The 24,411-nt window shown below is 70.9% G+C and carries 20 protein-coding genes and 2 pseudogenes; 6 read left to right on the top strand and 16 right to left on the bottom strand.

The window, feature by feature from the left end; genetic code table 11:
* Positions 1-36 precede the first annotated feature (36 nt).
* Positions 37-3,009 carry an aminotransferase gene (locus BLW85_RS02100; protein ID WP_074990226.1) on the top strand — a complete coding sequence of 991 codons (2,973 nt, stop codon included), beginning with the start codon at positions 37-39 and terminating at the stop codon, positions 3,007-3,009.
* Positions 3,010-3,054: 45 nt separating this feature from the next.
* On the opposite strand, the gene BLW85_RS02095 is transcribed toward BLW85_RS02100, so the two are convergent.
* From BLW85_RS02095 to BLW85_RS40855, 5 genes and pseudogenes are all read right to left on the bottom strand, one after another.
* Positions 3,055-3,624, bottom strand: a complete 570-nt coding sequence (locus BLW85_RS02095) for a GNAT family N-acetyltransferase (RefSeq protein WP_070029239.1) — start codon at positions 3,622-3,624, stop codon at positions 3,055-3,057.
* Positions 3,625-3,695: 71 nt separating this feature from the next.
* Positions 3,696-4,349 (bottom strand): YceI family protein, encoded by a 654-nt coding sequence (locus BLW85_RS02090; protein WP_074990225.1) that lies wholly within the window; start codon positions 4,347-4,349, stop codon positions 3,696-3,698.
* Between the two features lie 213 nt (positions 4,350-4,562).
* On the bottom strand, positions 4,563-5,477 hold the full coding sequence (locus BLW85_RS02085; protein WP_070029439.1) for a YceI family protein: 915 nt from the start codon (positions 5,475-5,477) through the stop codon (positions 4,563-4,565).
* A 346-nt stretch (positions 5,478-5,823) separates the two neighbouring features.
* Positions 5,824-7,131, bottom strand: a complete 1,308-nt coding sequence (locus BLW85_RS02080) for an aldo/keto reductase (RefSeq protein WP_244174792.1) — start codon at positions 7,129-7,131, stop codon at positions 5,824-5,826.
* 76 nt (positions 7,132-7,207) lie between these two features.
* Positions 7,208-8,125, bottom strand: a pseudogene (locus BLW85_RS40855) (GMC family oxidoreductase); the annotation flags it as partial.
* A 193-nt stretch (positions 8,126-8,318) separates the two neighbouring features.
* Here BLW85_RS40855 and BLW85_RS02065 point away from each other — a divergent pair.
* Positions 8,319-8,450, top strand: a pseudogene (locus BLW85_RS02065) (IS5/IS1182 family transposase); the annotation flags it as partial.
* 15 nt (positions 8,451-8,465) lie between these two features.
* On the opposite strand, the gene BLW85_RS39165 reads toward BLW85_RS02065, so the two are convergent.
* The 5 genes from BLW85_RS39165 to BLW85_RS39160 all read right to left on the bottom strand — a co-directional run bounded on the left by BLW85_RS39165 (position 8,466) and on the right by BLW85_RS39160 (position 12,068).
* Positions 8,466-8,627 (bottom strand): hypothetical protein, encoded by a 162-nt coding sequence (locus tag BLW85_RS39165; protein ID WP_167381366.1) that lies wholly within the window; start codon positions 8,625-8,627, stop codon positions 8,466-8,468.
* On the bottom strand, positions 8,611-9,453 hold the full coding sequence (locus BLW85_RS02060) for a carbohydrate ABC transporter permease (RefSeq protein WP_070029236.1): 843 nt from the start codon (positions 9,451-9,453) through the stop codon (positions 8,611-8,613). Before BLW85_RS02060 ends, BLW85_RS39165 begins: the two co-directional genes overlap by 17 nt.
* A gap of 5 nt (positions 9,454-9,458) precedes the next feature.
* Positions 9,459-10,406, bottom strand: a complete 948-nt coding sequence (locus BLW85_RS02055) for a carbohydrate ABC transporter permease (protein WP_070029235.1) — start codon at positions 10,404-10,406, stop codon at positions 9,459-9,461.
* 10 nt (positions 10,407-10,416) lie between these two features.
* Positions 10,417-11,679 carry an ABC transporter substrate-binding protein gene (locus BLW85_RS02050; protein WP_070029234.1) on the bottom strand — a complete coding sequence of 421 codons (1,263 nt, stop codon included), beginning with the start codon at positions 11,677-11,679 and terminating at the stop codon, positions 10,417-10,419.
* 221 nt (positions 11,680-11,900) lie between these two features.
* Positions 11,901-12,068 (bottom strand): hypothetical protein, encoded by a 168-nt coding sequence (locus BLW85_RS39160; protein ID WP_167381365.1) that lies wholly within the window; start codon positions 12,066-12,068, stop codon positions 11,901-11,903.
* Positions 12,069-12,293: 225 nt separating this feature from the next.
* On the opposite strand from BLW85_RS39160, the gene yicI reads away from it, so the two are divergent.
* Positions 12,294-14,564, top strand: a complete 2,271-nt coding sequence (yicI, locus tag BLW85_RS02045; RefSeq protein WP_074990224.1) for an alpha-xylosidase — start codon at positions 12,294-12,296, stop codon at positions 14,562-14,564.
* Between the two features lie 142 nt (positions 14,565-14,706).
* Positions 14,707-15,720 carry a LacI family DNA-binding transcriptional regulator gene (locus BLW85_RS02040; protein ID WP_070029232.1) on the top strand — a complete coding sequence of 338 codons (1,014 nt, stop codon included), beginning with the start codon at positions 14,707-14,709 and terminating at the stop codon, positions 15,718-15,720.
* A gap of 87 nt (positions 15,721-15,807) precedes the next feature.
* Here the strand turns inward: BLW85_RS02040 and BLW85_RS02035 are convergent, their stop codons facing one another.
* The 3 genes from BLW85_RS02035 to BLW85_RS02025 all read right to left on the bottom strand — a co-directional run bounded on the left by BLW85_RS02035 (position 15,808) and on the right by BLW85_RS02025 (position 19,503).
* A complete protein-coding gene (locus BLW85_RS02035; RefSeq protein ID WP_074990223.1) occupies positions 15,808-16,647 on the bottom strand; it encodes an alpha/beta fold hydrolase in 840 nt (279 codons plus the stop codon).
* A gap of 252 nt (positions 16,648-16,899) precedes the next feature.
* Complete coding sequence (locus BLW85_RS02030; protein WP_244174791.1) at positions 16,900-18,567, bottom strand: ricin-type beta-trefoil lectin domain protein; 1,668 nt, start codon at positions 18,565-18,567, stop codon at positions 16,900-16,902.
* Positions 18,568-19,077: 510 nt separating this feature from the next.
* Positions 19,078-19,503 carry a MarR family winged helix-turn-helix transcriptional regulator gene (locus BLW85_RS02025; RefSeq protein ID WP_074990221.1) on the bottom strand — a complete coding sequence of 142 codons (426 nt, stop codon included), beginning with the start codon at positions 19,501-19,503 and terminating at the stop codon, positions 19,078-19,080.
* Between the two features lie 87 nt (positions 19,504-19,590).
* On the opposite strand from BLW85_RS02025, the gene BLW85_RS02020 reads away from it, so the two are divergent.
* A complete protein-coding gene (locus BLW85_RS02020; RefSeq protein WP_074990220.1) occupies positions 19,591-20,232 on the top strand; it encodes an MBL fold metallo-hydrolase in 642 nt (213 codons plus the stop codon).
* A gap of 217 nt (positions 20,233-20,449) precedes the next feature.
* The gene (locus BLW85_RS02015; protein WP_074995928.1) at positions 20,450-21,388 is read left to right on the top strand and encodes a quinone oxidoreductase family protein; all 939 of its coding nucleotides are present in this window, start codon (positions 20,450-20,452) and stop codon (positions 21,386-21,388) included.
* Positions 21,389-21,513: 125 nt separating this feature from the next.
* Here the strand turns inward: BLW85_RS02015 and BLW85_RS39155 are convergent, their stop codons facing one another.
* From BLW85_RS39155 to BLW85_RS02000, 3 genes are all read right to left on the bottom strand, one after another.
* The gene (locus BLW85_RS39155; protein ID WP_074990219.1) at positions 21,514-22,506 is read right to left on the bottom strand and encodes an intradiol ring-cleavage dioxygenase; all 993 of its coding nucleotides are present in this window, start codon (positions 22,504-22,506) and stop codon (positions 21,514-21,516) included.
* Positions 22,507-22,648: 142 nt separating this feature from the next.
* Positions 22,649-22,936 carry a hypothetical protein gene (locus tag BLW85_RS02005; protein ID WP_070029226.1) on the bottom strand — a complete coding sequence of 96 codons (288 nt, stop codon included), beginning with the start codon at positions 22,934-22,936 and terminating at the stop codon, positions 22,649-22,651.
* 169 nt (positions 22,937-23,105) lie between these two features.
* Positions 23,106-24,311, bottom strand: coding sequence for a phospholipase D-like domain-containing protein (locus BLW85_RS02000; RefSeq protein ID WP_079172221.1), 1,206 nt, complete (start codon positions 24,309-24,311; stop codon positions 23,106-23,108).
* Positions 24,312-24,411: the final 100 nt, after the last annotated feature.

Here is a 24,411-nt window from a genome sequence, read left to right as displayed (position 1 = left end):
CCGCCCTGTCTGCCCGCACCAGCCGAGGAACCCCGCATGCTGCACGACGAGTACCGCACGATGGACTTCTTCACCGAGGACGCCCTTCCGGTGCCCCGCGTGACACCGGCCGAGGCGGAGCGCATCGCATCCGAACACCTCGGCAGCACGGCGCGCGCACAAGCGCTGGGCAGCCAGCAGGACGCCAACTTCCTGCTCCACGACGACGGGACGCCCACGGCGGTTCTGAAGATCGCCAACCCCGCCTTCGGCGCCACGGAGATCGACGCCCAGGACGCGGCGGCCGACCTGGTCGCCTCCGCCTGCCCGGAACTGCGCGTCGCCACCGTACTGCGCCGCCCCGACGGCTCCCCGCGCCGTACGACCGTGGACACCGGGAACGGTCCGGCCGTCGCGCGCTTGCTGCGCTACCTGCCCGGCGGCACGCTCTCCGGACCTCGGCACCTGTCAGCGACCACGGTGGCGGCCATGGGCACGATCGCCGCAGAGGTCAGCACCGCCCTGCGCGGCTTCCGGCACCCGGGCCTCGACCGCGTGCTCCAGTGGGACCCGCAGCACGCGGACCGCGTCGTCGCCAAGCTCGCCGGGCACATCGACGAGCCCGACCGGCGTGCCGCCGTCCAGGACGCGACCGCCGAGGCCTGGGGGCGCGTCCAGGAGGTCGCCGCCGCACTGCCGTCGCAGGCCGTGCACCTGGACCTCACCGACGACAATCTGATCCGCCGTCCCGGCACCCACCCGCCCATGCCGGACGGGGTCATCGACTTCGGTGACGTGACCGAGAGCTGGGCGGTCGGCGAACTCGCCGTGACACTGTCCTCGCTGCTGCACCATGACGGCATCGAGCCTCACCACGTGCTGCCGGCCGTCCGCGCCTTCCACACCGTTCGGCCACTCTCCCCTCAGGAGGCGGAGGCGTTGTGGCCGCTGGTGATCCTGCGCGCCGCCGTCCTGGTGGTCAGCGGGCGGCAGCAGGCCGCCGTCGACGAGGACAACGCCTACGCCGAGGCCGCGCTCGACCGCGAGTGGCGCATATTCGAACAGGCCACCCGGCTGCCCCTGCCGGTGATGACCGGCCTCGTCAGGGACGCGACCGGCACGGCCGCCGCGCCCGCCGCGACCACGCAGGCCGACACCCCGGTGCGCCCTCTCCTGCGCGGCCTCGCCGCCGCCGACATCTTCCTCCTCGACCTGTCCACCGACGCCGATTGCATGGACCACGGAGCGTGGACGGACGCCGGCCCCGAGGACCGGCTGGCGGCCTCCGCGCTCGCGGACGGCGCGGCCGCGGTCGCCACGCGGTACGCCCGTGCGCGGCTCACCCGGGCGCAGGTGCTGTCGGTGGCGTCGACCGCCACGGTGCCCACCGGGATCGATCTCTGGCTCGGCCGGGACGCCGTGCTCCAGGCGCCCGCCGCGGGCAGGGTCCTCGCCGCGGCACCGGACCGGTTGGAACTCACCTACGGCACACGGGTGTTGTCGCTGTCCTTCGCCCGGCAGGGCCGTCCCCTGGTGGGCGCCGGTGCGACGGTGGGGGCGGGCGAGGACATCGCCCGCCTCGGCTCCGGCGCCATGGTCCACGTCGCGCTGCGCGAGGCCGACGGCCCCGTCGTCCCGCGCCTGGTCCGGCCCGAGTACGCCGCCGGCTGGCTCGCCCTCACCGCCGACCCCGCGCCCCTCCTCGGCCTCCCGGCCGACTCCGGCCGTGCGCGCGACGGGGACCTGCTCGACCGGCGCGCCGCCGCGTTCGCCACGGTACAGGGGCACTACTACGCCGACCCGCCCCGCATCGAGCGGGGTTGGCGCCACCATCTGCTGTCCACCGAGGGCCGCGCGTACCTCGACATCGTCAACAACGTCACCCCGCTGGGCCACGCCCACCCCCGCGTCGAGCAGGCGGTCTCCCGGCAGTTGCGACGGCTCAACACCAACTCGCGTTTCCACTACTCCTCCGTGGTGGAGTTCACCGAACGCCTCGCCCGACTGCTTCCCGATCCCCTGGACACGGTGTTCCTCGTCAACTCCGGCTCCGAGGCGGTGGACCTGGGCCTCCGGCTGGCCATCGGCGCCTCCGGCCTGCACGACGTCGTCGCACTGCGCGAGGCGTACCACGGCTGGACGTACGCCTCCGACGCCGTCTCCACGTCGCTCCAGGACAACCCCAACGCCCTGGCCACCCGCCCGAGTTGGGTGCACACCGTGGACTCGCCCAACTCCTACCGGGGCCGGCACCGCGGGACGGACGCCGTGCGCTACGCACCCGAGGCCGTCGCGGTGATCGACGAACTGGCCGCTTCCGGCCGCCCGGCAGGGGCGTTCATCGGCGAGACCTTCTACGGCAACGCCGGCGGCGTCGCCCTCCCCGACGGATACCTCGCCGAGGTGTACGCGGCGGTGCGCCGCCACGGCGGCCTTGCCGTCGCCGACGAGGTGCAGGTCGGCTACGGCCGCCTGGGGCACTGGTTCTGGGGCTTCGAGCAGCAGGGTGTCGTGCCCGACATCGTCTGCGTCGCCAAGGCCATGGGCAACGGCCACCCCCTCGGAGCCGTCATCACCTCCAAGGAGGTCGCCGACCGCTACCGCGAGCAGGGCTATTTCTTCTCCTCCACCGGCGGCAGCCCGGTCTCCAGCATCGTCGGCCTCACGGTCCTGGACACCCTGCGCGACGAGGACCTCCAGGGCAACGCGGTCCGGGTGGGCAGTCATCTGAAACGACGACTGGAGGCGCTGGCCGAGCGCTACGGCATCGTCGGCGCCGTCCACGGCTCCGGCCTCTACCTGGGCCTCGAACTCGTCCGGGACCGCACCACCCTGGAGCCCGCCACCGAGGAGACCGCCGAACTCTGCGACCGCATGCTGGAACTCGGCGTCATCGTCCAGCCCACCGGCGACCATCTCAACATCCTGAAGATCAAGCCGCCGCTGTGCATCGACTCCGCCGCCGCGGATTTCTTCGCCGACATGCTCGACCTGGCCCTCGCCCAACTCGGCCACGGTCACACCGGGTGACACCCGGTGCGGGCGAGGGGCTGCCGCCGGGACCGGGACGCCGTGTCAGCTCCGCTGCGCCTCCCACTGCTCCCTGGTGATCTCGTACCGTACGCCGCCGTGCTCGGAGCCCTCGACCATCTCCATGTCGGAGGGAGTGGGGATGGTGCCCGCGAGGGACATGTCGAGCTTCTGCATGACGTTGCGCGAACCGCGGTTCACGGACATCGTCTCGGCCCAGACCATGCGCACGCCCAGTTCCGTGAACGCCTTGGCCAGCAAGGCCCGTGAGCCCTCGGTGGCATAGCCCCTGCCCCAAGCCGCCCGCCGCAGCCGGTAGCCGAGTTCGACCTCGTCCAGCGGGGCCTGCGGCTCGGGACGCAGGACGAACCAGCCTATGAACGCGCCCCCGTCCTTCTCGTGCGCGGCGAACAGTCCGAGGTCGCCGCCCCACTTGTCGTAGCCGGCGAGGATGTTCGGCAGATGGAGCTCGCGGACGGTTTCCGGCGGGGTGGGACTGCCGCCGCTCAGATAGCGCATCACCGCCGGGTCGCTGTCCAGCTCGATCAGCAGGTCCGCGTCATCGGCAGTGAAGCGGCGCAGGGTGAGACGCTCGGTCTCCAGATAGGTGTCCACGAGCAGATCATGCCGGGAGCAAGCCGAGCGGCCCAACGATTTTCCCGCGGCTCTGGGCGCCTCGACGCGCCCTACGACGTCGACCGGATCGCGGAGATGTCGAACTGCAGCCGGACCTTCTCGCTCACCATGGTGCCGCCTGCCTTGAGGCGCTGGTTGTAGACCAGACCCCACTCGGTGCGGTCGATGGTGGTGGTGCCGTCGAAGCCGGCTCGCTCGAAGCCGAACGGGTCCAGGACGGAGCCGAGGTAGTCGAGTTGCAGGTCGACGGGCCGGGTGACGTCGCGGATGGTGAGGTCCCCGGTCATGCGGAAGGTCTCTCCGCCCTCGTGGACGGTGGAGGTGCTGCGGAAGGTCATCTCCGGGTACCGGCGTGCGTCGAAGAAGTCGGCGCCGACGATGTGCGCGTCCCTCTGCTCCACGCCCGTGTCGACGCTGGCCACCCGGATGACGAGTTCGGCCCGGGACTCGGAGGGCCGGGCTCCGTCGAAGTACAACGCGCTGTCGTAATCGGCGAAGGCGCCACGGACCGTCGTGACCATGGCGTGCCGTACGGAGAACCCGATGCGGCTGTGCGGGCGGTCGATGGTCCATCGCCCGGTCAGGGCTCGAAGCGCAGGGTCGAGCGCGACATCCCGGGACGTGGCCTCCGCGACGGAGGCCCCGGTGCCGGCAGCCGGGGCCGGCTCGCTGACGGCGGTCTGGCGTCGGCCGAAGATACCCATGATCGTGAGCCCTTTCCCATCTGATTGCTCTGTGCTGTCGAGATGCCGCCGGGGCGCTGCCCCGATCGGTGACCCGGCCTGAGGTGAACGGGGTCGACGGTGGAGCCGCCACGCGAGGCGGAGGTGCGCTGCCGGACGGGCTCGACGGCACCCGCGTACGAACGGAACGCGCCTGCCGTTCCGCACCCGCGTCGGGCGACCCCCGGTGAGGGGTTACTGCGGTGGCGTGGGCGTGTCGTGGGTGCGGTACATCGCCTGTACGTCCAGCTCCAGTTGGACGGTCGGTCCGACGACCGCGATACCGCGGGCGAGCATGGAGCGCCAGTTGAGGGTGAAGTCCTCCCGGTGGAGTTCGGCCTTCGCGAGGGCCGCGCAGCGCAGTTCCTGCTCGTAGCCTCCGTTGATCGATCCGAGGTAGGTGGTGTCGAGGCCGACGGAACGGCTGGTGCCGTGCATGGTGAGGGTGCCGTGCAGGGTCCACTTGGAGCCGCCGCGGTGGGCGAACCGGGTGCTGGTGAAGTCGATGTACGGGTAGCGTTCGACGTCCAGGAAGTCGGCGGAACGCAGGTGGTTGTCGCGTGTGTTGTTGCCCGTGGTGACGCTGGAGGCGTCGATGCGCACCGCCACCTGGGAGTCGGCCATGTTCGGGGCGACGCGGATGCTGCCCTGGAAACGGGTGAACCGTCCGTGGACATGGGCCATGCCCACGTGTTTGGCGATGAACCGGATCGCGGTGTGCGGGGGGTCGAACAGCCAGGTACCGGCTGTCGGGAGTTCCATCTGGCGGGCGGGCTGGAGCGTGATGCGCGCGGTCGGCAGAGCCACCCCGGCCGCGATGTCGAGGTTCTCGCGGGCGGGGGAGAGGCCCTCGGCCGCGATCATCACGCTGTAGGAGCCGGGTGGCAGCGTCGCTATGAAGTAGCCGTGGGGGTCGGTGGTGCCACGCGTGGCGACCCGGTGGCTGTCCAGCGCGGTCACGGTGACCTCGGCTCCGCCCATGGGCTGTCCCATGGGATCGAGCACCTCGAAGCCGAACGCACCGGCACCGGGCGGCAGGGGGACCGAGATGCTCGACACGGCACCGGAGGCACCACGGGAACGCCGACGACGGAGCAGCCCGAGAGCCATGGAGTTCACCCTTCTTCCTCTGCGTCTCGGTCACGCGACTCGCTCGGAGTTCTTGCATTCGCGGTCGCCGAGAAACGTCGACGACAGGAGGACGGACGCAAAGCCAGTAGTTCGCCGACGATCATAAAGCCCTCCGCGAGCAGGCCACTCGAGTCCGTGTCGAAGCTGCTCAAGCTGCTTGGGGGCGGGTGCGGGGCCACATATCGGTACATCGGCCGGCCATATCGCCACACCTCGATTGGTTGCTTTACGGCAATGCTGTGGTGAAGGACACGGATAAGGGACCGGATATTCACAACCGGTCTGCGGTTTCCTCACGGACCCGACACAGAACTCGCCACGCCGATCACAAGGAGGAGGGCGGGGAGGGTCCCCGCAATTCACCCTGCTCATCATGTCGTGGAGCCCCGGCACACAGTCGCGATTTTCTTCTGCCTCGGCCAGTGCGGGCCGCCTCGACGCGCAAGTCCGACTCCCGCCCGTATCCGGTTTTCATACTCCGAATTCCACCGTGCCGCCCCGCCGATGACACCTCATCAGGAGCAGCCGTCGATCTGCTCCGCGAAACGACGGCGTCTGGGAGTACGGCCGGCCGGCGCAGCGGACGGCTTCGCCGTGACCGCGGCGGTGTGAACGGGCCCGCGCCGGCGCGCGAGGCCGGCCGTATCTGACGCGGGGGCGCGCCCGTTCCAGGTTCCATCCCCCGTCTCAGGGGAGGGGCGCGCCGCGCGCGGCGACCCACAGCTCGTACCACTCCTCGTGGGTGAGGTCCGGCTCGCGCAGGGCCGCGTCCCGGCAGGCCGCGATGCGTTCGGGTCGGGCCGTGCCGATGACCGGGGCGATGCCCGCCCGGGTGGCGTTGCGGCCACCACAGCAGGACGGTCTGCGGTGTGGTCCCCTTGCGCCGGGCGAGATTGGTGACGAGTCGGCACACCGCCGAGTCCGGGTCGGCGATGAGGCTGCCCCGGGCGAGCGGTCCCCAGGCCTGGAGCCGGATGCCCTGGGCCGCGCAGTGTTCCAGCGTGCCGGCCGCGAAGCCGTGCCCGGCGCCGGCCGGCGTGTTGAACAGGACGCCCGCCTCCACCCAGTCCCGGCGGGCCAGGCTCATCTCCAGCTGGTCGACGACCAGCGGAACGTCCAGGTGGGCCTGGAGGAGCGCGATCTGCGGGCCGCTCATGTTGGAGACGCCGAACTGCCGGACCAGCCCCTGGGCGTGCAGGGACGTCAGGGCCTCGGCGATGTCCTCGGGGTCGGCGAGAGGGTCCGGCCGGTGCAGCAGGAGGACGTCCAGGGCGTCCGTGCGCAGCCGGACGAGACTCTCCTCGACCCGCCGCCGGATGCTCGCCCCCCGCAGGTCGTAGTGTCCGGGCCGCTCGCCGTCGGGCAGCCGGATGCCGCACTTTCCCTGGATGACGATGCGCCGGCGCAGCCCGGGCGTCCGGGCGAGGACCTCGCCGAAGACGGCCTCCGACTTGCCGTACCGGTAGATGTCGGCGTGGTCGAACGCCGTGATCCCGGCGGCCAGGGCCGCCTCGATCGCGGTTTCGGCGTGCCGGATGTCCTCGGACGTGTACGGCCGGCTGTCCCAGCCGCCGCCCAGGCCCATGCAGCCGTACACCAGCCGGTGCGCGCGTATGTCGGTCCGTGCTGCCATCAGAAGTCTCCGCGGAGGTGGGGTGGGGGCGGTCAGGCGGGAAGGGCGTCGGCCAGCATCCCGGCCCGACGGCCAGGACCGGCAGCTGGGTGTTGGCGGCGGGGACGGTCGGCAGGACGGAGGCGTCGGCGATCCGGAGGTTCGGCACGCCGTGGACCGCTCCCTGCCCGTCGACCACCGCCCGCGGGTCGTCCGCCGGGCCCGCGGCGCAGGTCCCGACGGGGTGCCAGTAGGTGCCCACCCGTCCGCGCAGGTCCGCGTCGGACAGGGTGTGGGCCGGTGTCGCGTCCGTCGGAGCCGCAAGCGGCCGCAGCGCCGCCGCCAGGTCCGCCACCTTCCTGAGCCCCGAGCGCAGCACCGCCACGTCGCGGCCTTCGGGGTCCGTCAGGAACCTGGGATCGATGACGGGGGATTCGAGCGGATCGGCCGAGCGCAGCCGGACCTGTCCACGGGAGACCGGCTTCATCAGGAAGGCGGAGGTCCCGGCCTCGTACCGCCCCGGCGGCAGCTTGCCGAACAGCGGCGGGCCGGCCGTGGGCAGCAGGTGCAGGTCCCACGCCCCGTCCGGGCAGTACTCGCTGGCGGCCCGGACCAGCATCCGGCTGACGTACAGCTCCCCGCGCGCTTCCTTGGCCGCCAGGCGCGCGTTCAGCTCGGGCGTGGGGGACAGCGGCACGAAGACACCCGGCTGGTCGGACAGGTTGGCGCCGACGCCCGGCAGGTCCGTCTCGCACCGGACGTCGATCTCCTTCAGGTGCGCGGCCGGACCGATGCCGCTGCGCAGGAGCACGGCGGGGGAGCCGTAGGTGCCGCAGGCCAGTACGTAGGTGCGGGCCACCAGGGTGGTCCGCTCGCCCTCCACGACGACCTGCGCGCCGCGGACCCGGCCCCGGCGCACCACCAGCCGGTCCACCAGGGCGTGGTCGAGGATCGTCAGGTTGGGCCGTGCCCGGGTCGCCGGGTCCAGGTAGGCGAAGGCGGCGTTGAAACGCAGCCCGTTCCACCGTGTTGAGCAGGGGTCGCCCGTGGCCGGGCGGACCGGGGGTGCCCATGTCCACTTCCGGGTAACCGAGTTCGCCCGCCGCCGTCAGAGCGGCCGAGGCCCACGCGGAGAGTTCCTCGTCGGGCCCGGTGTGCAGGCCCATCCGGTCCACGGCTTCGCGCCGGTACGGCTCCAGTGCCCGGGCCGACCACCGGTCACCGAGCGCTGCTTCAACAAGCTCAAGCACCACAAGGCCCTGGCCACGCGTTACGACAAACGCGCCCGCCACTACCAAGCCATGGTCACCATCGCCTGCCTACTGCTCTGGTTGCCCTGACTTTGCGGACACGACCTAGGAGTCCAGGAGCCGGTAGCGCCCCACGTGCAGGGCGAACGCCGACAGGGCGATACCCGGCGCGTACTGCCGTATCTCGCCGATGGTGACCGCGAACGCGGGGAGGCCGGCGCGAGCCGGTGCGGGGCGGCGGGCGTCGTCGTCACTTGACGGAACCACCGGTGATGCCGGCGGCGATGTACTTCTGGGCGAGGACGAGCAGGACCGCCGCGGGGATCGCGGCGAGGACGGAGGCGGCCATGACCGAGCCCCAGTCGCCGACGTGCGCGCCGATGTACTGGTAGATGCCGAGGGTGACCGGCTTGACGTGGTCGGTGGTGTTGAGGGTGAGCGCGAACATGAAGTCGCTCCATGCGTACAGGAACGAGAACAGCCCGGCGGTGATCAGCGAGTTGCGGCTCATCGGCAGCACGACCCGGACGAAGGTGCGCATCCGGCCGGCTCCGTCCACCTCGGCCGCCTCGATGACCTCGCGCGGGATGGCCATCATGAAGGACCGCATCAGCACGATCGCGAAGGGGATGCCCAGGGAGGCGTCGGCCAGCATCAGACCGAAGTAGGAGTTGACCAGGCCGAGGTCCACGTACGTGCTGTACAGCGCGTTGGCGATGACGATGCCCGGCACCATCTGTGTGATCAGGGTGCCGAACACCACGGTCCGCGCGCCGCGCAGCCTGAACTGCGCGAGGCCGTAGGCGGCCGGCGCGGAGAACGCCAGACAGATCACGACGGCGCCGAGCGCGACGACGAGCGAGGTCAGCAGATGGCCGCCCTGCTCGGTCAGCGCCGAGGAGAAGCCGGACAGGTCCAGACCGTGCGGAACCGGGTCCACCTCCAGCAGCCCGGAGTCGGGTTGCAGCGCGGTGTTGACCATCCAGTACAGCGGGAACAGCATCACGCACAGGATGAGGAGGCCGACGGCCGTCGTGCCCCAGCGGCGCTTCGGCCTGCCGACGGCCCCGGTGGCGTGAGGGGTGGTCGCCATGCCCGTCACTTCCCTTCGTTGCGGTTGGCCCGCAGGTAGAACACCGCGAACACGGCGGAGATCAGGACCAGGACGTTGCCGACCACCGCGCCGGCCCCGAAGTCCAGTCGGACGAAGGAGTCCTGGTAGGTCAGCGTGCCCAGGGTCTGCGTGGAGTCGGCGGGACCGCCGTCGGTGAGCGCCAGTACCAGGTCGAGGATCTTGACCGTGGACATGAAGCCCAGCACGAGCACGACGGTGATGACGGGTTTCAGCAGCGGCAGCGTGACCGAGCGGAAGGTGCGCCAGGCCGAGGCGCCGTCGAGGGCGGCGGCCTCGTGGACCTCACGCGGAAGTTCCTGGAGGCCGCCGTAGAGGATCACCGTGTTGAACGGGATGCCGATCCAGATGTTCACCAGGATCACGGCGAGCAGCGCCATGTGCGTACTGGTCAGCCAGGGCGTGTGGCCGATGCCGAACAGCCCGAGGAAGGAGTTCAGCACACCGGTGTCCTGGTCCAGGATGCGCCGCCAGACGATGCCGGAGACGACCATGGGCACCAGCCAGGGCAGCAGCATCAGCGCGCGCAGCACACCGCCCAGCGGGAACCTGCGGTTGAAGAACACCGCCAGGCCCAGGCCGATGCAGAACTGCCCGACCAGCGAGCCGATCGTGAAGACGATCGTCTGCCACAGGGCCTTGCCGAACAGGTCGTCGCCGAAGACGGTGCGCCAGTTGTCCAGGCCGTTGAAGGGGGCCTTGCCGGTGAAGAAGGTCGAGGGCGTGTAGTGCTGGAAGCTCATCACGATGTTGCGGACGAGCGGGTAGCCGAAGAACAGCAGCATGAACAGCACGGCGGGGGCCACGAAGCCCCACTGCGCGAGTGTGCGCCGCCGGCGGGCGCGGGCCGGGTCGGGGGCGGCTTCGGCGGTGCTGCCGACGGCCGCGGGGCCCGCGACGGTGGTGGTGGACACGGTGGTTGCCTCACTTCCCGCTCTCGACGCGCGCCTGCGCGTGCTTCAGTGCCGCCGCGGAGGACTGGCCGGTGAGCGCCGACTGGAACGCGCTCTGCAGGGCGAGGGAGATCGTGGTCCAGCCGGAGCCGGCCTTGGCGGTGCGCGAGCGCGCCACCGCGACCTGGTCGGCCAGTGAGCTGAGGGAAGGGACCTTCTTGCGCCAGACGGCGGCGGCCTTCCGGTTGGCCGGGATCATCCAGCTGTTGAGCGCGTAGGTCACTTCCTCCTGCTCGCTCGTCAAGCAGTTGACGATCTTCGCGGATGTCTTCTCGCGCGCGGTGTCACCGATGTCCGGGATGGTCAGCTCACCGCCGCCCAGCGGGCCGACGGAGTCGTCCCCCGCCCGGGGGACGGGAATCCGCGCGATGCCCCAGTGCAGGTTCTTCTTGGTGTTGAGGGTCTCGACCTGCCATGGGCCATTGATCATCATGGCGGCGTTCCCGGCCATGAACTGGTCGTTGACGTCGGCCTGGGTCCAGTTGATCGTCGACTTCGACAGCGAGCCGTCGGAGAGCAGCGACTTCCAGTAGTCGAGCGCCTGGACGACCTGCGGGCTGTCGAGGCGGGTCTCGTCACCGCCGTTGGACCACATGAACGGCGTGAACTGGTAGACGCCGTCCTCCGCCCCGCCCGCGCTCAGGGCGATGCCGTACCGGTGGCCCCGGGTGAGCTTCCTGGCCGTCTCGCGCATCTCGTCCCACGTGGTCGGCACCTTGGCACCGGCCTTTTCGAGGACGTCCTTGTTGTAGAAGAGCGCCAGCGTGTTCACCGTGCGTGCCGCGCCGTAGTACGTGCCCTTGTAGGAGCCGTAGTCGACGATGCCCTGCGGCACGTCGGTGGTGTCGACGCCCAGTTTCCTCAGGTCCATCAGACCGCCGGTCTCCGCGAAGGCCGGCATCTCGGAGCCGTCGAACTGGATGATGTCCGGCAGTGACTTGGAGGACGCCATCCGCAGCGACTTGGTCATGACCTGGTCGGCCGGGACGGACTGCTGCCGGACGGTGACGCCGAGCCGTTTGCCGCAGCGTTCGAGGGCCGCCGCGTCCCAGCTGTGGTACGAGTCGTCCGTCGACGAGTTCAGGACGGTGTACACGCCGGGGTCGCGGGACTGGCCGCAGCCGGCCAGCGCGGCGCCGGCCACGACCGCCGAGACGACGGTGAGCGCGACGAGGACGGGCCGGCGGACCCGCCGGCGACGGGGCCACGGTCCGTTCGGTGGGTGTGCTGTCACGATGCTGCCCTTGGGTGGGAGGGGTGCCGGATCCGGTGCACGCCGTGCCCTTCGGGGCGGCGCAGTGCGAGCGGGCCAGGGGCCCTGGACGCGGTTCCGGCGGGCGCGCGTCCGTGGGGGTGGCTCGGCTCCGTGCCCGGCGCGGGTGGCGCGGAACACGGAACGGTCGGTGCGGACGGCAGTCGCCGAGGAGGCGGTCCGCGGTGAACCGGTCGAGGTGCTCAGAGGTGGTCCCGCGCGTGGCGGCGTCGACGGGGGAGTGCCTCGAAGGCGGAAGCGTCCCCGAACAGCGCCTGCACGCCGTCCACGGCCTGCCGGCCGACGCTCGACAGGCCGTATGGGGGCCGGTCCTCCGGGATGGTGTTGAAGCGCTTCGACAAACTCGACATGTGCGGCTCTTGCTTTCGCGCAGTCCGGAGACGTCGCCGGACGGTTTGTTTGGTGGGATGACTAATACGCCACCAGGTCGCCCGCGCGCTAGACCTCTGCGGTCGCCTCTTGCTTCGCGGCTCGCCGTGCAGCAAGGTGTCGCCTGCACAATCAAGCCTCTTCAGAGCCTTCGTGGCGATGCCTGTGTCCCGGCTCGACAGCCTCCGCACCCCCTGAGGAAGATCATGAAGTTCACCGACGGCTTCTGGCGTGTTCGCGATGGCGTACACATCGACTACGCCATCGACATGCGTGACGTCCGCGTGGAATCGAAGCGCATCACCGCCCATGCCGCAGTGCAACGCGTGACGCGGCGGGGTGACACGCTCAACGCGCCGCTCATCTCCGTCGACTGCTTCTCGCCCGCCGAGGGCGTCATCGGCGTCCGCCTCACCCACCACTCCGGCAAGCGGCGCACCGGCCCCGACTTCACCCTCGGCGGCGACGAGGGCGGTGCGGGGGAGGTGCGCGCCGAAGGCGATGTCACCGAGCTGGTCAGCGGCCCGCTCAGCCTGCGCCTGGACCGCTCCGCCCCGTTCGCGCTGAGCTTTCGCGACGCCGACGGCCGCGAACTGACCCGGGCGGGCGCCAAGGGTGCCGCCTTCGCCACCACCGACCGGGGCGAGCACCACATGGTGGCCAAGCTCGCGCTCGGCGTCGGCGAGCAGGTCTACGGCCTCGGCGAGCGCTTCACCCCGTTCGTCAAGAACGGACAGGTCGTCGACATGTGGCAGGCCGACGGCGGCACCAGCAGCGAGCAGGCGTACAAGAACATCCCGTTCTACCTCTCCTCACGCGGGTACGGCGTCTTCGTCAACCACCCCGGCAGGGTCTCCTTCGAGGTCGGCTCGGAATCCGTCGGCCAGGTCCAGTTCAGCGTCGAGGACCAGAGCCTGGAGTACTACGTCGTCGCCGGCCCCACCCCCAAGGAGGTCCTCAGCCGCTACACCGGGCTCACCGGGCGCCCGGCCCTGCCACCGGCCTGGTCCTTCGGCCTGTGGCTGACCACCTCCTTCACCACCTCCTACGACGAGGCGACGGTGATGTCGTTCGTCGACGGCATGGCCGAGCGCGGCATCCCCCTGTCCGTGTTCCATTTCGACTGCTTCTGGATGCGCGAGTACCAGTGGTGCGACTTCCGGTGGGACCCGGACGTCTTCCCCGACCCCGAGGGCATGCTGGCCCGGCTGAAGGCCAAGGGCCTGCGGATCAGCGTCTGGATCAACCCGTACATCGCCCAGAAGTCCCCGCTGTTCGACGAGGCCGCCGAACTGGGGCACCTGGTGCGCCGCGCCGACGGCGACGTGTGGCAGTGGGACCTGTGGCAGGCGGGCATGGCTCTGGTGGACTTCACCAGTCCCGAGGCCCGCGCCTGGTTCCAGTCGAAGCTCAAGCCGCTGCTGGACCAGGGCGTCGACTGCTTCAAGACCGACTTCGGCGAGCGCGTCCCCACCGATGTCGTCTGGCACGACGGCTCGGATACCGAGCGGATGCACAACTACTACACCGAGCTGTACAACAAGACCGTCTTCGACCTCCTGGAGAAGGAACGCGGGCAGGGCGAGGCAGTGCTGTTCGCCCGCTCCGCGACCGCGGGCGGCCAGCAGTACCCCGTGCACTGGGGCGGCGACTGCTGGTCCTCCTTCGAGGCCATGGCCGAGTCACTGCGCGGCGGACTGTCGCTGTCGCTGAGCGGCTTCGGCTTCTGGAGCCACGACATCGGCGGCTTCGAAGGCACCCCCGACGCCTCGGTGTTCAAGCGCTGGCTGGCCTTCGGCCTGCTCTCCTCGCACAGCCGTCTGCACGGCTCCTCCTCCTACCGCGTGCCGTGGGAGTTCGGCGAGGAGGCCGTCGACGTCGCCCGCCGCTTCACCCTGCTCAAGCACCGTCTGATGCCGTACCTGTACGGTGCCGCCGTCGAGGCCCACCGCACGGGCGTGCCGTCGATGCGCCCGATGGTGCTGGAGTTCCCCGGCGACCCGGCCTGCCGCCCGCTGGACCGTCAGTACATGCTCGGCGCCGACCTGCTGGTCGCCCCGGTCTTCACCGAAGACGGCGAGGTCGAGGTCTACCTGCCCGAGGGCGTCTGGACACAGCTGCTCACCGGCGAGACGGTCACCGGCCCGGCCTGGCGCACCGAGCGCCACGGTTACGACAGCCTCCCGCTGTACGTCCGCGAGGGAGCCGTCCTGCCGCTGGCCGCCGACGGCCGGCGACCCGACGGCGACTGGCTGGACGGCATCACCCTGCTGGTTCACCCGACGACCGAGCACGGTGGCGAGCGAACCGTGACCGTCCCGGACCAGGCCGGCGCCACCAGCGCCACCTTCCGCCTCCGGTGGCAGGGGGACGCCCTGCGCGTCACCGCGGAGGGCACCGACAAGCCCTTCACCGTCCAGGTCGTCGGCGGCCCGAGCGCCACCGGAACCGGTCAGGTCACGGTGTCGCCGGCCTGACGTGACCAGCTGCTGAGTAGTCGAAGCGCTTCGACAGTCATGGACACACGCATCTACCTGGTATTAGAGTGGAACCATCCTCTCTGTTTCCCCGTCAGATCACGTGTCCCGTCGAAGCGTTTCGTAGAGCCTGGAGAGCCGGTTGGTCACTCTCGCAGAGGTCGCCCAGCACGCCGGGGTTTCGGCGAGCACGGTGAGCTATGTCCTCAGCGGCAAGCGGTCCATCTCCGCGGGGACCCGGGAGAGGGTCGAGCGGAGCATCCGGGCCCTGGGCTACCACCCGAACGCGGGCGCCCGCGCGTTGGCCAGCAACCGGTCGAACATCATCGCCCTCATGATCCCCCTGCGTACGGACATGTACGTCCCGGTGATGATGGAGATCGCCACCGCCGTGGCGACCACCGCCCGGACCCATGGCTACGACATCCTGCTGCTCACCGGCGAGGAGGGCGCCGACGCGGTGCGCCGGGTCACCGGCAGCGGTCTCGCCGACGCGATGATCCTCATGGACGTCGAACTCGACGACGACCGGCTGCCCTTGCTGCGGGCGACCGAGCAGCCCTCCGTGCTGATCGGCCTGCCCGCCGACACCGCCGGTGTGACCTGTGTCGATCTCGACTGGAGTGCGACGGGCGCGCTCTGCGTGGAGCACCTGGCGACGCTCGGCCACCGGGACGTCGCCGTCATCGGTGAGGCCCCCGCCGTCTACGAGCGGCACACCGGCTTCGCCGAACGCACCCTCGACGGCCTCCGCTCGCGGGCACGCGAACTCGGCCTGAAAGTACTGCACCGCCCCTGGGAAGGCGGTTACGACGCCATGGCGGTGACCCTGTCCCGGATCTTCGACGAGCGCCCGCGCACCACGGGCTTCGTCGTGCAGAACGAGTCCGCGGTGGAGCCCCTGCTCGCCGTGCTGCGCCGCCAGGGGCGGGCCGTGCCCGAGGACGTGTCGGTGGTCGCCGTCTGCCCCGAGCAGGTCGCCGTCCAGGCCTCGGTACGGCTCACCTCGGTCGCCGTCCCCGCCCAGGAGATGGGCCGGCACGCGGTCGAGCTCCTGGTGGGCAAACTCGACGGGCGCGAGACGGACGACGCGGTGCTCATCGCACCCGAGCTGACCGTCCGGGCCAGCTCGGGACCGGCGCCGACCGCGCCCTGATCCTCTCCGAAGGCCGCGAGCCCCGGCCTGGGGCACACCGACGTCGAAGCCGTGCCGCGCAGGACGGCCGGCCGGTCCAAAACCGCGTCAGCCCCAGAACTCCCGCAGGGCGGCGTTGACGGCGGCGGGCTCCTGGGTGTGCGGATAGTACCCGGGCACCCACAGGATGCGGCCCCCGAGGGAGTCCGTGAGGGACTCGGCCACGGCCATGAGGGGCAGCCCCACGTGCTCGCGGTAGAGGGCAGGCGCGCGCTCCCAGGTTCCGCAGACCACCAGAATCGGCAGGGCGGCGTCCCGGATCGCCTCCAGCGGGATCTCCGCCTCCCAGACGGGCCGCTCCCTCATGGACGTGGCGACGGCACGGAGCCGGCGCGACGTGGGCTCGGGCATGGCCATCCCCAACCCCTCGGTGGACGCACGCAGATACTGCTCCGGCGTCACGCCGTCCGGGATGCCCGGAGCGCCGTCGCGCACCCGGGCGAGGAGGTCGGCGACGACGGGGTGGTGCGCGGCGGCGGTGAAGGCGGAAGGCTGGATGAGGGCGAGGGAGCGGACGAGGTCGGGCCGGCGCGCGGCGGCGAGGAGCGCGGAGACGGCACCGTTCCCGTGCCCCACGAGGTGGACCCCGCCGACCCCGCTGCCTCCGACCTCGTCGCCGAGGACCTCCGCGATGTCCTCGGCGTCGACGGCGAAGTCGCTGCGCGCGGTGTCCGGGCTGTCGCCGTATCCCCGGCGGTCCACCAGGAGCAGCCGCCGGCGGTCCGCGAGGGGCCGCTGCCCGGCGAACCCGTACACGGGGTCGCTGCCCCACGTGAAGATGTTGTGGACGAAGAGGGCGGGGGCGGCATCGGCGCCCGAAGCTGTCGCGGCCCGGCCTCCTCCGCTCCGCTCGCGGTCGTCCCACACGGTCACGTGCACGGCTGTCATGGGCCGTCCTTCCGAAGCCGAGGGTATCGACACCCATGAGACCAGACATCGGTGGGGAGGCTTCGCGAAACGGCCGGCTCGGTCCTGTTTCCGGACGACAGCGAGCGGGCCACGGGCGCCGGCGCACTCCTTCACGGAGGCCCGGCCGACCTGCGGGCCACCTGTGCGGCGGCGAATACACCGAAGGACCGCACCGGTTGGGGCGCGGCCCTTCGACGTGCCCCGCCTCAGCTCAGACAGGGCTCACCCACGTCATGCCAGTGAGAACTTCTGGGCCGCGGAGCCGTTGCAGTCCCAGATCTGGAGGCGGGTGCCGTTGGCGGTGGCACCCGACGGGGAGTCGATGCACCGGCCGGTGGTCGGATTGGACATCGAGCCGTCGGCGTTGGCGACCCAGTTCTGGTAGCCGCCGCCGTTGCAGTTGGCCAACTGGAGCTTCGTACCGGCCGCGTTCACACCGCCCGCGATGTCCAGGCACTTGCCCAGCGTCCGCAGGGTCTGGCCGTTCCAGGTCCACTTCTGGTCGAGCGACGTGGCCTGCTGGCAGTCCCAGAGCTGGACCGCGGTGCCGTCGCCGCCGGTGTCGTCACCCGCCACGTCCACGCACTTGCCGCCCGGTCCGTAGATCGGGGTGCCGATGGCGAACTGCTGGGCGGCGGAGCCGTTGCAGTCCCAGATCTGGAGGCGGGTGCCGTTGGCGGTGGCACCCGACGGCGAGTCGACGCACCGGCCGCTGGTCGGGTTCCGCAGCGAACCGTCCGGTTGCCGCACCCAGTTCTGGTAGCCGCCGCCGTTGCAGTTGGCGAGCTGGAGCTTCGTACCGGCGGCGCTGTTGCCGCCCGCGATGTCCAGGCACTTGCCGAGGGTCTGCAGGGTCTGGCCGCTCCAGGTCCAGTGCTGGTCCTTGGCCGCCGACTGGCAGTCCCAGAGCTGGACCGCGGTGCCGTCGCCACCGGTGTCGTCGCCGGCCACGTCCACGCACTTGCCGCCGGGTCCGGTGATCGTCTGACCGCTCACCGAACCGCCGCCACCGCCACCGCCTCCGGAGCCGGGCGCCTTGTTGTAGACGGCCACCGAGTCGATGACCAGCTTGCCGCCGGACACCGTGGACGCGTTCGGGCCCCCGCCGAAGGCGTCCGGGAAGCCGCCGCCGATCGCCAGGTCGTAGATGATGAAGAACGGGTGGTCGACCGCGTCGGACCAGGTCGTGGCGTCCACCTGGTTGGCGTTGATCGTGTAGAAGTTGTTCCCGTCGAGGTAGAACCTGATCTGCTCCGGCGACACCGAGCGGTCGATCTCCACCGCGTAGTCGTGGAAGCCGGTCTGGCAGCCCGAACAGGCGCGTTCACCCGAGCCGATGCCGGTCGACTCGTTGCACGGCCCACCCGGGTTCACCCCGCAGTGCAGGGTGCTGAAGACGGAGCTGCGGCCGTTGATGTCCTCCATGACGTCGATCTCGCCGGACTTCGGCCAGGTCACACCGGAGCGCAGCGGCGCGCCGAGCATCCAGAACGCCGGCCAGTAACCCGCGCCGTTGGCGGTGGTGACGTTGGGCTGCTGGAGGACGGACTCCATGCGTACGACACCGCCCGCCGGGGCGCCGAAGCTAGCCGACTGGGTCTCCACGCGCCCGGAGGTCCATCCGCTGCGCGGGTCGGAACCCGAGTGCAGGGCCTGGAGCACCAGATGACCCTGACCGTCGTAGTAGACGTTCGAGGTGCTGTTGGTCATCGTCTCGATCTCACCGGTGCCGAAGTTGCTGCCCGGCCCGGTGTCGTACTTCCACAGGTTCTGGTCGATGCCGGTGCCGGACGCACCGTTGAAGTCGTCGCTCCAGGTGAGCGTGAAGCCCGACGGTGCCGGGGGCACGGCGGCCTGGGCGTCCAGTGTCGTGCTGACGGTGGCCGCCACCGTCAGCACGACGACGGGAAGCAGAGAGAGCGCTCTCTTCCACCTGCGGCGCGGTGCCCTTCCAGGGGGTGATTGCATAGGTCTGGCCTCCGAGGAATCACATGATCGCGTTCTGTTCGCTGTGTCACCCCTGGTGATCTCCATCAACGGTGAGCAGCGCACGCGCCCTTGCGGATCCGGATGACGGCGAACGGGGCGACGGTCGGTGCTTGGGCTGCCGTCGACAGGCAGAACCACAGCGGACGGCCGGGCTGTCGTCTCCAACCGGCGGATGCATCACCAACTCGGGTGACTTTTCACGGTGTTGAGCCATGTGGAGTTCTGTGCGAAGCAGACGGTATTGGCCCAGACCAACACCGTCAAGGCTGCGCAACGGACTGGGAACGGCTTGGGTGCTTAAGTCCGTGGTTCGCCAAGCGGAGGGCGTTCGGTCTGTGCGGGCGGTGCGGCCGGGAAGGGGGCGACCGCGCCGTGAGTCCCGGGAACCGCGGCGTTGGTGGCCGCTCGCTCGGCGGGCGGTCAGTGTCCGGTGAGGCGGGCCGTCAGGCGGGACAGCAGCGCGACGGCCTCGCCGAGCCGCTGCTTCTCGTCGGCGTCGAAGGTCTCGCGGATGGCGGCGCCCAAGGCGCCCGCCCGGGCGGCGCGTTCGCGCTGGAGGCGGGAGCGGCCGGCGTCGGTGACGTGCAGCAGGAGCTTCCGGCCGTCCTCGGGGTGCTGTTCGCCGTGGATCAGACCGTCGGCGGTGAGGTCCTTGACCGACTTGGCGGCCGACTGGTGCGTGACGCCGCGCAGGCGGGCGAGTTCGGCCGTGGTCAAGGGGCCGCCGCGGTCGAGGAATCCGAGAATGGCGGCCTCGCCGGGCGGCATGGTGTCCACGGCCCGCACTGCCCGGACCAGATCGCCGAGTGACCTTCGAAGCTCCTCGGCCAGCGCGTCTTCGTCCATGGGGCCATCGTAGCCGCCTATGTCGTACCTAGTTGTACAGTTAAGTTGTACAACTAGGTTCAATACTGAGAGAAGGGGATGCCAGTCATGGAGCTCACCAAGTTCGGTCACGCGTGTGTGCGGCTCGAGAAGGACGGCCGCCGCCTGGTCGTCGACCCGGGAGGCCTGACCGATCCGAGGGCGCTGGAAGGTGCCGATGCCGTGCTCGTGACGCACGAGCACTTCGACCACTTCTCGGAGGAGGTGCTGCGCCGGGCCGCCGCGGCGCGTCCGGGTCTGCGCATCTGGACCAACTCGTCCGTCGCGAAGCGGTTGGACGGCCTGGGCGCGCGGGTCACCGCCACCGGCGAGGGGGACGCCTTCAGCGCGGCGGGCTTCGACATCACGGTCCACGGGGCCTGGCACGCGGTCATCCACCCGGATGTCCCGCGCATCCCGAACGTGGGCTTCCTCGTGGACGGGGCCCTCTTCCACCCCGGCGACGCCCTCACCGTCCCCGAAACCCCGGTCGACACGCTGCTGCTGCCGGTGCACGCCCCCTGGTCCACTGTCGGCGATCTGATCGACTACCTGCGCGAGGTCGCTCCCCGCGACGCCTACGCCGTTCACGACGGTGCCCTCAACGACATCGGCACCACCATGGTCGAGGGCTTCCTCGGTGAGCGGGGCCCCGGGGTCCCGGCCCGCTACCACCGTCTGGCCCCGGACACGAGCGTCCGCATCGGCTGAGGGCCGCCGACCGCCACCGGCGACGGCGGCACGGCACCTGCCCGCGTCGACGTCCCGCGACCCGCCGTCGAGGCCGCCCGGCTCTGACCGACGACCCACTCGCGTGGGTGCTTGCGGACGCGGGCATTTTCGGTGTGCGGAAGGATTGGACCGGGGGTTCGGCGCGGTGTTCTCCTCGCGAAGCACCGCCCTTGAGGAATCGACCCTGGAGTACGCCATGATCGCCGCTCGTCTGCACACCTGGGACGCCGCACCCGACCTGGAGGAGACCGAACTTCCGGGGCCGCCGGGGGAGGGCGAGGTGATCGTGGAAGTCGAGGCCGCCGCCGTCACCCACCTGGACCTCACCGTCATGACCGGCACCTTCACGCACCGGCCCGCGCTGCCGTTCACCCCCGGCACCGCGGGCGTCGGAACCGTCGTCGAGGGCGACGCCGCGCTGCTCGGCCGGCGGGTGCTCGTGCGAGGCGGCGGCATCGGCCTGGAGCGTGACGGTACCTGGGCCGAGCGTGTCGGCGTCCCGGTCGGCGCGCTCCGCGAGGTCCCCCGGGAGGCCGACGCCGCGCTCGCCGCCACCTGTTACTCGCCGATGACCACCGCGTGGGCCGCCGTGGAGGAGGTGGGCCGGATCGGTGGCGGAGAGCGGGTCGTGGTCACCGGCGCGGCCGGCGCCGTCGGTTCGCTCTGCGTGCAGTTGGCCGCCCGGGCCGGGGCGTACGTCGTAGCCGTGGTCCGGGACGAGGACGCGGCCGGCGCCGTACCCGACACGGCGCACGAGGTACTGGTCCGCCCGGCCGGGGCAGAGGTCACGGTCGAAGGGGAGGCCGACGTCCTGCTCGACACCGTCGGCGGGGACACCGTCTCGAGCTTCCTGGGAGCCATGCGGCCCGGCGGGCGGGCGGTTCTGATCGGCTACGTGGCCGGTACCACGCTCCGTGTCGACCTGCCCACGCTGATGTCCCGGGACGTCGCCCTGCTGCCGATGAACATGGTGCGCCGCCACGTGCCCGCCGAGGTGTTCGACCGGCTGCTGGGGGACCTGACCGACGGCCGGCTCGCCCTGCGCACCACCGCCCTGCCCTTCGCGCGGATGGCGGATGCGGTGGAGACCCGTCGGAAGGGGGGAGGCCGGGGCACCATCGCGGTGCTGATGTGACGTCGTCAGGTGGCCGCCGGCAAGGGGCGGTCGCCGGGGCGGCGGGCCGGGACGAACGGCGGCCCGGACACCTGCGCGTGTCCGGGCCGTTCTGTCTGCGCGGCACTCGTGCCGAGGCCGTCGTGTCAGGCGGAGGGGGTCGGTGATGCGGTGGGGGCGGGGCCGCCGCCGGGTGCGCCCTGGCCGTCGTTCGTGGCGCTCGGGTCGACCGCCATGGTGATGTAGCCGATGACGCCGCGCTCGATGTGCTTCTTGTCGTAGACGAGTTCCAGCAGACCGCCCCGCGTGCCGGTTCTCGGGTAGATCGAGTCCTGGTCGAGGGTGACGCGCGTGACGGTGTTCGCCGAGTAGGGGGCGGTGTCCGCGGTGGCTTTCACCGCGTCCTCGGAGAAGTAGAACTGCCCGGTGTGGCAGGTGCGTCCGCCGGTGTAGCCGTCGGAGGTCCGGGAGCCGCCGGTGTGGACCTTGGTGTGGATGTGGACGGCGCGGCCGGTGTACCAGCCGGGGAAGACGGTCCGGAAGGTGACGAAACCCTGGTGGTCGGTCATCTGGATGCCGCGCAGCCAGGTGAGGTCGTCGGTCGGGGTCGCGTGTCCGCCCCCGCCGCCGCCCGGACCGCCGGGACCGCCCGGGCCGTCCGGAGGCGCCGTCGGCGTGCCGGAGGGCGGCACACCAGGAGGCGTACCGCCGCCGCCGTTGCCGGTCTGGGTGTAGCCGGAGTAGACGCCGGACGCGTCGCAGTGCCAGATCTCGACGGCCGAGTTGCGGATGGGCTTGCAGGTCGCGCTGTCCACGGCGCGCAGCACGAGGAGGAGCGGGATTCCGGTGCGGTCCTCGACCACGTTCTTCCGGAAGAGTTCGTAGTCGATGTAGTAGGGGCCCTCGATCTGCTCCGTGGTCAGCGACATGCAGGCGCCGGCCGCGGAAGCGGCCGCCTTCACCGAGCCGAGGGTGTCGGCGCCGGCGGCGCCGCGGTCGGCGGCGCTCGCGACGGCCCCCACCCCGCTGAGGGCGACGGCGCCGGCCACACCGCCCAGGACCAGCATGCGGCGACGGGACACGAACCGGGAGACGAGGGCGTTGTCAGGCTCTTCACCAGAGGATCTCGACATGCGCATGACGGTAGGAACGCTGTCTGTGAGCCCCATGGGGAACGGTCTGTGAGCCTCATGTGAACCATGCGCCGTAACCGGCCAACCCCTGGCCGGATCGCTGGTACGCCGGTACCGGCCCGGCCGGGGCCCGCGACGGCCGGAACGGTCAGGCGCGTTCCGCCCCGGTCGTCTCCCCGGCGTCCGTCGCCCGGGAGCGACGGCGGTTCAGCAGGGCGCTTCCCCCGATCACCAGACCGATGGCGACGACCTTGGCGGCCCCGTAGTACCCGGTCGCCAACTCCTCCGGCGTGCCGGGCAGTCGCAACCAGACCCATACCGCCGCGAGAGCGCCGAAGACCATCAGCGCGACGGCTCCCCACGCCCCGAGGTCCGCCCACCACGGCACGGGACCATGACCCTGTTCGTCGCTCCGCTCGACGTCCCTGGCAGTCACGTACGCACTCCCCTTCTCGTATGGTGACGATCACCAGGGAAGACGTGCGGCCGGTGCGGGAGGTTCACCGGGGACGGCGCCTGCCGGCCGCCCCGGCGAACACCACCGGCGGCCGTCTCGGCACCAATCCCGGCGGGGGGAGCGCCTGTTCCGCCCTCGTCCGGTCACGTCAAAGGAACCGTCGGAGCGGGGTGACCGCGGCTTCCTTCGCGCGTTGCAGCACTGCCCGCTGTCTCCATCGCGTCACGTCGATCTCCACGCTCTGCTCCACGTCCGCCTCGTAGTCCCGGTCGAGAGCGGCGGTGAACGTCTCGTCCAGGACCGCGAGCATGACCTCTTCGTCGTGGTCCATGGACCGGCGGTTGAAGTTGGTGGACCCGACGAGCGAGGCGACCGAGTCCACGGTGATGATCTTGGCGTGCATCATGGTCGGCTGGTACTGGCGGATGTGCACACCGGCCCGCAACAGCCGTGTGTAGTGGTGTTGGCCCGCGAGCTGGCAGGCACGCTGGTCGGTGTGGGGCCCGGGCAGCAGGATCTCGACCCGCACCCCGCGCCGAGCGGTTTCGCACAGCAGGTCGACGAAATAGGTGTCGGGGGCGAAGTAGGCGGTGGCCAGCCGGAAGCGTTCCTCGGCGGAAGTGAGCATGACGCGGATGAGGGTCTGCATGTCCTGCCAGCCGATGCTCGCGGAGCCGCGCACGACCTGCACCACCGACGAGCCGGTCTGCGGGTGTTCCGTGAAACGGTCACGCTCGTCGAAGAGTTCGTCGTGGCACTCCGCCCAGTTCTGTGCGAACGCCGCCGCGATGCCGTCCACGGCCGGACCGCTCACCTGGACATGGGTGTCGCGCCATTCGGCGGGGTTGCGGGCGTCGCCGCACCATTCCTCCGCGATGCCGACCCCGCCGGTGAAGGCGGTCTGCTCGTCGACCACGAGGGCCTTGCGGTGGCAGCGGTGGTTCTGCTTGAACGGTGACAGCCACAGGGGCTTGCGGAACCAGGCCACCTGCACGCCCGCGCTACTCATGAGATCGAGCAGCCGTCGCTCGATCTCCTTGGCGCCGAAGCCGTCGAGCAGCAGTCGCACGCGCACCCCCGCGCGGGCACGGTCGGCCAGAGCGGCGGCGAAGTCGTGGGCGATCTGACCCCGCCAGTACACGAACGTCATCATGTCGATGGTGTGCCGGGCCGCGCGGATCGCCCCGAGCATCGCGGGGAAGATCTCGTCTCCGTTGCGCAGGGGTGTCAGGGCGTTGCCTTCGGTGGCGGCCACGCCGATCAGCCGTTCCAGCCGGCGGCGCAGTCGCTGCTTGCGCGCCGCCGCGTCGGGTAGGGCACAGCGAGCAGAGGGTGCTGCTACATCGTCGACCATCACGCCGGATCCCCTACCAGGCCGTAGAACAGGACGTCACGGGCTGCCGGACGGAGCCCGACAAGCGGATGCCCGGCCGGCATCGCCTTACTCCAGCGCG

The sequence above is a fragment of the Streptomyces misionensis genome (genome assembly GCF_900104815.1).
Taxonomy (GTDB): domain Bacteria; phylum Actinomycetota; class Actinomycetes; order Streptomycetales; family Streptomycetaceae; genus Streptomyces; species Streptomyces misionensis.
This window is presented reverse-complemented; position numbering and strand designations above follow the sequence as displayed.

What these genes read in the sequence shown, in the direction of transcription:
- BLW85_RS02085 (WP_070029439.1), bottom strand. Translation starts at nt 5,477, where the DNA reads ATGGCTCTCGGGCTGCTCCGTCGTCGGCGTTCCCGTGGTGCCTCCGGT.
- BLW85_RS02015 (WP_074995928.1), top strand. Translation starts at nt 20,450, where the DNA reads ATGATCGCCGCTCGTCTGCACACCTGGGACGCCGCACCCGACCTGGAG.
- BLW85_RS39155 (WP_074990219.1), bottom strand. Translation starts at nt 22,506, where the DNA reads ATGCGCATGTCGAGATCCTCTGGTGAAGAGCCTGACAACGCCCTCGTC.
- BLW85_RS02035 (WP_074990223.1), bottom strand. Translation starts at nt 16,647, where the DNA reads ATGACAGCCGTGCACGTGACCGTGTGGGACGACCGCGAGCGGAGCGGA.
- yicI (WP_074990224.1), top strand. Translation starts at nt 12,294, where the DNA reads ATGAAGTTCACCGACGGCTTCTGGCGTGTTCGCGATGGCGTACACATC.
- BLW85_RS02100 (WP_074990226.1), top strand. Translation starts at nt 37, where the DNA reads ATGCTGCACGACGAGTACCGCACGATGGACTTCTTCACCGAGGACGCC.
- BLW85_RS02020 (WP_074990220.1), top strand. Translation starts at nt 19,591, where the DNA reads ATGGAGCTCACCAAGTTCGGTCACGCGTGTGTGCGGCTCGAGAAGGAC.
- BLW85_RS02090 (WP_074990225.1), bottom strand. Translation starts at nt 4,349, where the DNA reads ATGGGTATCTTCGGCCGACGCCAGACCGCCGTCAGCGAGCCGGCCCCG.
- BLW85_RS02060 (WP_070029236.1), bottom strand. Translation starts at nt 9,453, where the DNA reads ATGGCGACCACCCCTCACGCCACCGGGGCCGTCGGCAGGCCGAAGCGC.
- BLW85_RS39160 (WP_167381365.1), bottom strand. Translation starts at nt 12,068, where the DNA reads ATGTCGAGTTTGTCGAAGCGCTTCAACACCATCCCGGAGGACCGGCCC.
- BLW85_RS02080 (WP_244174792.1), bottom strand. Translation starts at nt 7,131, where the DNA reads ATGGCAGCACGGACCGACATACGCGCGCACCGGCTGGTGTACGGCTGC.
- BLW85_RS02000 (WP_079172221.1), bottom strand. Translation starts at nt 24,311, where the DNA reads ATGGTCGACGATGTAGCAGCACCCTCTGCTCGCTGTGCCCTACCCGAC.
- BLW85_RS02025 (WP_074990221.1), bottom strand. Translation starts at nt 19,503, where the DNA reads ATGGACGAAGACGCGCTGGCCGAGGAGCTTCGAAGGTCACTCGGCGAT.